This is a genomic window from Xanthomonas sp. SHU 166 (assembly GCF_000364685.1).
GTDB lineage: Bacteria > Pseudomonadota > Gammaproteobacteria > Xanthomonadales > Xanthomonadaceae > Xanthomonas_A > Xanthomonas_A sontii.
On record NZ_AQOJ01000120.1, the window covers coordinates 1 to 7,489 of the forward strand.

Genomic DNA, 7,489 nt, shown 5'->3' on the forward strand with positions numbered 1-7,489 from the left:
TGCTGGCGGCCGCCCAGGCGGTCGCCGCGCCGCCGACCTCCACGGTGACGCTGGACAGCTTCAACGATCTGGACAAGTGGCAGATCGTCGTCTCCAACCAGGTCACTGCCTCGACCCGGCTGGTGCAGGCGCCCAGCGGCGGCCGCGCCAAGGCGCTGTGCCTGGACTACGACTTCAACGGCGTGTCCGGCTATGCCGGGATCCGCCGCAGCGTGCCGATCGAGTACCCGGACAACTACCAGTTTTCGTTCCAGTTGCGCGGCGAGTCGCCGAGCAACGACCTGCAGTTCAAGCTGGTCGACGCCAGCGGCGACAACGTGTGGTGGGTCAACCGGCCGCGCTACGACTTCCCCACGCAGTGGAGCACGGTCACCTACAAGAAGCGGCAGATCGACAAGGCCTGGGGACCGAGCCCGGAGAAGGAGCTGACCCGCAGCGCACAGATCGAGTTCACCATCTACAACCAGGTCGGCGGCGCCGGCACGGTGTGCTTCGATCAGCTGACCCTGACCCCGTTGCCGCCGCAGGACACCTCGCCGCTGACGGTCAAGGTCAACACCGATACCGCGCCGGCGCTGGAGCAGCGCATCGCCGACGGCAAGCCGGACACGATCTGGTACAGCGGCAACGCCAAGACCCAGACGGTGATGCTGGACCTGGGCAAGGTGCGTGAGTTCGGCGGCGCCAAGGTGCAGTGGGCGCCGGGCGTCTACGCCTCGCGCTACACCGTGCAGGGCTCGGCCGACGGGCGCAGCTGGCGCGAGTTGCGCAGCGTGACCGCTGGCAACGGCGGCACCGACTGGCTGGCGCTGCCGGAAACCGAGGCGCGCTACGTGCGGTTCGACTTGCAGGACGGCCCCAGCTTCCGTTACGGCATCGCCGACATCACGCTGCAGCCGCTGGCCTTCGCCGCCACCCAGAACGACTTCATCAAGTCGGTGGCGGCGCAATCGACCCGCGGCTGGTTCCCGCGCGGCTTCAGCGGCGAGCAGCCGTACTGGACCATCGTCGGCCTGGATGGCGGCCGCGAGCAGGGCCTGGTCGGCGAGGATGGCGCGATCGAGGTGGGCAAGGGCGGCTTCAGCATCGAGCCGTTCCTGCTGCTGGACGGCAAGCGCCTGAGCTGGGCCGACGTCAAGACGGCGCAGAGCCTGCAGGACGACTACCTGCCGATTCCCAGCGTGGACTGGACCCACGACAACGCCGCGCTGCGCGTGACCGCCTTCGTGCAGGGCGAGCCGGAGCAGGCGCAACTGGTGGCGCGCTACCGGCTCAGCAACCCCAGCAAGCAGCCGCACGACTACACCCTGGCGCTGGCGGTGCGTCCGTTCCAGGTCAATCCGCCCAGCCAGTTCCTCAACACGGTCGGCGGGGTCAGCCCGATCCGCTCGCTGGCCTTCGCCGGCACGCAGGTGCAGGTCAACGGCCAGCCGCGGGTGTTCGCGGTGCAGAAGCCGGACGCCGCCTACGCCAGCGCGTTCGACGCCGGCATGGACGTCGAACGGCTGAGCACCGACGCCAGCGGCCTGCCGCAGCAGGCGCAGGATCCGGATGGACTGGCCTCCGGCGCCTTGCTGTACCGCGGGCGGCTGGCCCCGGGCGAGGTGCGCGAGGTGGCGCTGGTGATCCCGCAGACCGGCAACGCCGGCGTGCCGGCAGGCTTCGACGCAGCGCGCGCGCAGCAGCAGGTCGCCGCGCAGTGGCACGAGAAGCTGGACCGCGTGCAATTGCACGTGCCGGCGCAGGGCAAGGCGGTGACCGACACGCTGCGCACCGCGCTGGCGCACATGCTGATCTCGCGGATCGGCCCGCGCCTTCAGCCGGGCACGCGCTCGTACTCGCGCAGCTGGATCCGCGATGGCGCGATGATTTCCGAAGGCCTGCTGCGGCTGGGCCGCGCCGACGTGGTGCGCGAGTACGTGGAGTGGTATGCGCCGTACCAGTTCGCCAACGGCATGGTGCCGTGCTGCGTGGACGACCGCGGCAGCGACCCGGTGCCGGAGAACGACAGCCATGGCGAACTGATCTACAGCGTCGCCGACTACTACCGCTACAGCGGCGACCGCGCCTTCCTGGAGCAGATGTGGCCGCACGTGCTCGGCGCGTACACCTACATGGAACAGCTGCGGCTGAGCGAGCGCACCGACGAGAACCGCGCGCGCAACGCGGCCTTCTACGGGATGATGCCGGTGTCGATCAGCCACGAGGGCTATTCGGCCAAGCCGATGCACTCGTACTGGGACAACTTCTGGGCGCTGCGCGGCTACAAGGACGCGGTGAGCATCGCCGCCGAACTCGGCCGCATCGACGATGCCGCGCACTTCGCCGCCTCGCGCGACCAGTTCCGCCAGGACCTGTACGCCTCGCTGGACGCGGCCACCCAGCAGCACCACATCAATTTCCTGCCGGGCTCGGCGGAACTGGGCGATTTCGATCCGACCTCGACCACCATCGCACTGGCGCCGGGCGGCGAGCAGGGCCGGTTGCCGCAGGCGCTGCTCGACAACACCTTCGAGCGCTACTGGAGCGAGTTCGTCGGCCGCCGCGACGGCACCCGCGAGTGGAAGGACTACACGCCGTACGAGTGGCGCAACGTGTCGGCGTTCGTGCGCCTGGGCTGGCGCGAGCGCGCCTGGGAGGCCACCCAGTTCTTCTTCAAGGACCGCACGCCGCAGGCGTGGAACCAGTGGGCCGAAGTGGTTTCGCGCACGCCGCGCAAGCCGTTCTTCCTCGGCGACCTGCCGCATGCCTGGGTCGCCTCGGACTTCGTGCGCTCGGTGCTGGACATGTTCGCCTACGCCCGCGACGTCGACGACAGCCTGGTGCTGGCCGCCGGCATCCCCGCCGACTGGCTCGACGGCAAGGGCGTGGCGATCGAGCAGTTGCGCACCCCGCAGGGCCCGCTGAGCTACCAGTTGCGCCGGCAGAAGAACCGCCTGCTGCTGAACATCCCCGAGGGCCTGCGCATGCCCAGCGGCGGCCTGGTGCTGCCGTGGCCGTACCCGGGCGAACCGGGCCGCACCCTGGTCAACGGCGAAGCGGCGCAGTGGGAGCACGGCGAACTGCGCATCCACGCGTTGCCGGCGGATGTGCAGATCGAGGTCCGTTGAGGCCGGGAATCGGGAGTGGGGAATCGGGAATCGCAACAGCAACAGCAAAAGCGCCGGCATGCCGGCGCTTCTTTCGCTGACTGGAGCCCGGTGTTTCGCTGTTCGCGCCCCGACTCGTGCAGGTTTATCAATTAATTGTGTTCGTCCATCTATGCTGGCGCTTCCCGAAACCTGCTCTGGATTCCAGTGCGGTGGCTTCCAATTGGCACCTGGATTCCTGGGTGTTGCCCAAGACGATTCGCACCTGCAACGGCAAGGAGCTCTGCGGGGAGGTCGGGGTTTCGGCGAGGCAAAACGCTTCCCGTAGGCCCTACGACTTTTCCGCAAGCCCGAGAGCCACATCAAGACCGTAGGCAACGAGGCGCTGTAATCGCTCTCGCGACATCGGAGACATAGTCGCACTGGCCGCCAGTAACTGGTCCCTGACCTGAGTTGCCCAAGGCCGTTCGTCCTCTAGATAGCGGTCGATCATTTCATGCTGATAGCGTGCCTTGAGTGCCAACATCGCCGTCCTCTGTTTTGCCGGATGAAGGCTGAGGAATGCGTCTACGAACTCACGTACGTCCAGTGAAGCCAGAATTGGGATGTCGTAGAACTCGTTGTCCTCGTGATTAGTCAAGGAAATTCGGCGGAGGAACCGACCGGGGTTATCCAGCATCACCTTGAGCAGGTCCTTGGCGATGGCAGGTAGACGGTCTACAGCGGCGGCCCGCCGCTTATCGTTCAGATACTTGCAGAGCTCCTTGAATTCTATGGATGAGGCTTCCATAAAGCCCAACCCACCGTAGCTTTCGAAATCGTCATCAAAGGCGCTTTGGCGCAGTTCAATGGGCTCCAGCAATCCACGTGCGTACAGATAGTCCACGTAGGCCTTTGCCTCGGCAACGACCTGCGCGAGGCTCGTGGGGATTGCCCCGATTTTCGATATCCGGAGTTGAACTCCGAAGACGTGCAGAATTTCCCCGGGAATGATGTACTCGTGAGCAGCGAATGCCCGCATCATCTCGGTGAGTGCCGCATTGACTTCTTCTTCGCTTCGTTCGTTCCAGTTCCAGACGGTACGCCAAGCGGGCTCCTCTTCATCCTTAAAGAAAGAGCTATCATCAATCTCATTACGGACCTTCTGCCGGTCTATGATGCCTTTTGCGATCAGATTTACCAAGGTCTGGTCAGAGAGCAGGTCTGCATCTATCGGTGCAAGAGGATACCGCTCTTTAACTGCGATAATTTTGGGTGGAATGTGGTTTTCTTCCTTGCGTCGTATGTACGAAGTCAGAATGTGCACCCGACGATTCTTCATTTCGTCCGCAGTGATTCGTCCGGCCTTGAACTCGAATGAGAGTGCGAACAGGAGGGCCAGAAGGGCCGCTATAGCTTCGGTGTTCTTCCGATGCGTCTCTTCTAAGGCGATGTAGATTCGCTCGAAGTCCAAGATGGTTTGGTGTAGAACTCTTAGGTTGCTCATCTCAGATTGGTGATAGATCTCCGAGATGACGGAGGAGTTGGAAGCGATGAAATTTCTCGCAGCCTCGTCTTTTACCGAGGCGACGAATCCCTGGAGGGCCTCCTCGAGTGAGGACTGGATTTCGAACGTTCTGCCGACGAGCTTCTCACGAATTCGCTTGTACTGTGGCTCTTCGATCTCCGTCTCGTTCGCAATAATGATGACCTTGCGACCCTCATGCTCCACGAACACGTTGATGTAGCCCATCACGGTGTTGATGGGCATCTCGCATCGCTCCAGATCGTCGAAAACGTAGACGTTAGCCTTGGATTTGTTGATGAAGTCTTTTGCTTTTAGGTCCAATTCCACGTTGAAATATTTCCCGATTGACTTGAGCGCACGGCCTCCTAAGGCGACACCTTTGTTCATCAGGACGGGGTACATGGACTGAAGGATGGCGTCGTCGACGTCGTCTACGGATCTGATGCCGTAGAGGCTGACATAGATGTACGGCGTCGTTTCCTTGTTCAGTGCATCCAAGAATTTCTTGATGACGAAGGTCTTGCCAATCCCCCAGGGTCCGCCCAGAAGGACGGCAAATCCCGGCGATTTGAGCGAAAGGTAATAAATGAGATACTCCTTGATGTGGACGTTACGATCCACCGTCTTGCCCCTGGAATTTCCTTCTTCTTCGGACGATGGCACTGGAGCGCCATCCACGGCTTCCGAGCCCACGAATTTCTTTCTAATCCAGTTGATCATCGATCTTTCCAATTCGTCAGTTCAGTGGCGGAGGTTTAGCATGTGACGCTGACGCATGCTAGCGGGTGACTTGACGTAGCCTGCTTCTGACTTTCCTAGGATGGCGACCAACAGTCTGCTTACCAATGCCTGCATCTGTAGTGGAGTGTTGCCGGCATCCGCTGCTCCTTGGGTGCCACCATAGATCGAATATCCAAGTGGCTCGTCAAAGAAAAGCGCCTCACGAAAGGCGTTGTTGCGAACAACCTATAGCGACGACGGCATCGAAGTGGCGTTTTTGGCCCAGTCAGGGGCCGGCACGTCGAATGTCGCGCACATCCATTGAATACGGTCGCCGTGGTTCCTGGGAGATTTGGCCACTCCCTTGGCTAGAACCAGTTTGAAGCATCCATCCAGCGCCATGTAGAGGTACTGGAACTGCTCACAGGAAACGCTTTGCGGGGAATGCGACAGGAACAACGCATGGATGACAGCCGCAACGCGCTTCAGCGAACGCGTATCGCCGCGAGCATTATTCAGGTAGTTAAAGGTCAATTCGATGATATCGGCTTCGTCGCAGTGCCTACTCAGAACGAAGTCTACGAGACTGCCAAGCTTCGTCGGCACTGCATCGAGAAGGCCTGCGGTGGTCGTCGTCAATGGCATGCCCAGGAAAAAGGCAAGGCACCACTTGGCCAATTCGAGATCTGCTGGGTTCGTGCTTTGATGAAGGGTCAGGACACGGGTCTTGGGCAAGCCAAAGACCCTCGCCGGATACGGATCTCCCCGCTGGATACGTCCCGATGACGTTGCGGGCCGGGATAGATCCAGCCATTCATAGTGCAGGGATCTTTCGTCACCGCTGCAACGGATTCTTGGAGATTGGCGAGCGTTCGGACCGAGAAGCGATCCCCGTCTATGTTGCAGTACCTTGGGTAGTAAGCGAACTCGGCGGAGACTCCTCTCGCCGAAGAGTCGATTGACTGTCCTTCCATGACTTCACGTCCCTTGGCATCCGCTGGATGTACTTATCCATATGGTCACGTAATCGACTGCCGCCCGCAACGCCATCGAGCCGACACTAATTCCATACGCTACAGCTGGGATTCGTGTTGAATGGTGGGGCGATGGAGTGCGTTGGCGGCGATATTGGGTGACCATGCTGATGTGGAGCGATTTAACGCGAAGCGTCCACCTCACCGTAGCTTCTATGTGGCTCCAGGAAAATGTAACGCCAGGCGAAAGAGCACGCCGTTGGTGGTTGACCTGTTGTCTGAAAAAAGGTTTCAAGCCCCGCTATGTCGTTGCGCGGGACCTAACGCCGTCATTTTTTGTGGACAGTGTTGGTGCACTTAATTTTAAGAATCCCCGATCCCAAATCCCGGCGGTCGGCGCTACCGCGCCGCCGCCACGATCGCGGCCGCCTTCGCCGAGCTTTCGCGCACCTTGTCCCAGGCGCCGTCGGCCAGCCAGTCCTTGGGCACCATCCACGAGCCGCCGATGCAGACCACGTTGGGCTGGGCCAGGTATTCGGCGGCGGTGCTTTCGCCGATGCCGCCGGTGGGGCACAGCTTGAGCTCGGCCAGGGGGCCGGCCAGGCCCTTGAGCATCGCCAGGCCGCCGACGGCGGAGGCGGGGAACAGCTTGCACACGCGGAAGCCGCGCTCCATCAGCGCCAGCAGTTCGCTCGGGGTGGCCGCGCCCGGCACCACCGGCAGCGGTGCCTGCGCCAGGGCGTCGGCCAGGGTCGGGGTGGTGCCCGGGGTGACGATGAAGTCGGCGCCGGCGTCGATCGATTGCTGCAGCTGGGTGGCGTTGAGCACGGTGCCGGCGCCGATCACGATGTCCGGCAGTTCGCGCTTGAGCATCGCCAGCGCGTCCATCGCCACCGGCGTGCGCAGGGTCAGTTCGATCGCCGGCAGGCCGCCTTCGAGCAGTGCGGCCGAGACGCGGCGCGCTTCTTCCAGGGTGTGGACGGTGACGACGGGCAGGATGCCGGCCGCGCGCAGCAGCTGTTCGGCCTTGGTCTGGTGTTCGGCGATGGTCATGGGCGTCTCGGTTGCGAAGGGGGGCGAGGCCCCGGCCGCGCACGGCCAGGGCGGGGTAGGGCGAACGGCGGCGCCGGTCAGGCGTCCTTGGCTTCGTGCGGCGCGGCGGCGGCCTCGGCGTCGCGGCCCAGGTCGTACTCGGCGTC

Annotated in this window: 4 protein-coding genes; 1 reads left to right on the top strand and 3 read right to left on the bottom strand. The window is 62.8% G+C overall.

The genetic code is table 11. From position 1 onward, the window contains the following. Window positions 1–2: 2 nt before the first annotated feature. Entirely contained in the window at window positions 3–3,110 is a 3,108-nt protein-coding gene (locus D180_RS04850; protein WP_043090487.1) for a discoidin domain-containing protein, read from the top strand. A 310-nt stretch (window positions 3,111–3,420) separates the two neighbouring features. Here the strand turns inward: D180_RS04850 and D180_RS04855 are convergent, their stop codons facing one another. From D180_RS04855 to D180_RS04865, 3 genes are all read right to left on the bottom strand, one after another. Then, window positions 3,421–5,316, bottom strand: a complete 1,896-nt coding sequence (locus tag D180_RS04855; protein ID WP_081616400.1) for a P-loop NTPase fold protein — start codon at window positions 5,314–5,316, stop codon at window positions 3,421–3,423. 246 nt (window positions 5,317–5,562) lie between these two features. Next, complete coding sequence (locus D180_RS24430; protein WP_232760335.1) at window positions 5,563–6,051, bottom strand: hypothetical protein; 489 nt, start codon at window positions 6,049–6,051, stop codon at window positions 5,563–5,565. A 638-nt stretch (window positions 6,052–6,689) separates the two neighbouring features. Continuing rightward, window positions 6,690–7,343 (bottom strand): bifunctional 4-hydroxy-2-oxoglutarate aldolase/2-dehydro-3-deoxy-phosphogluconate aldolase, encoded by a 654-nt coding sequence (locus D180_RS04865; protein WP_017909681.1) that lies wholly within the window; start codon window positions 7,341–7,343, stop codon window positions 6,690–6,692. Window positions 7,344–7,489 lie beyond the last annotated feature (146 nt).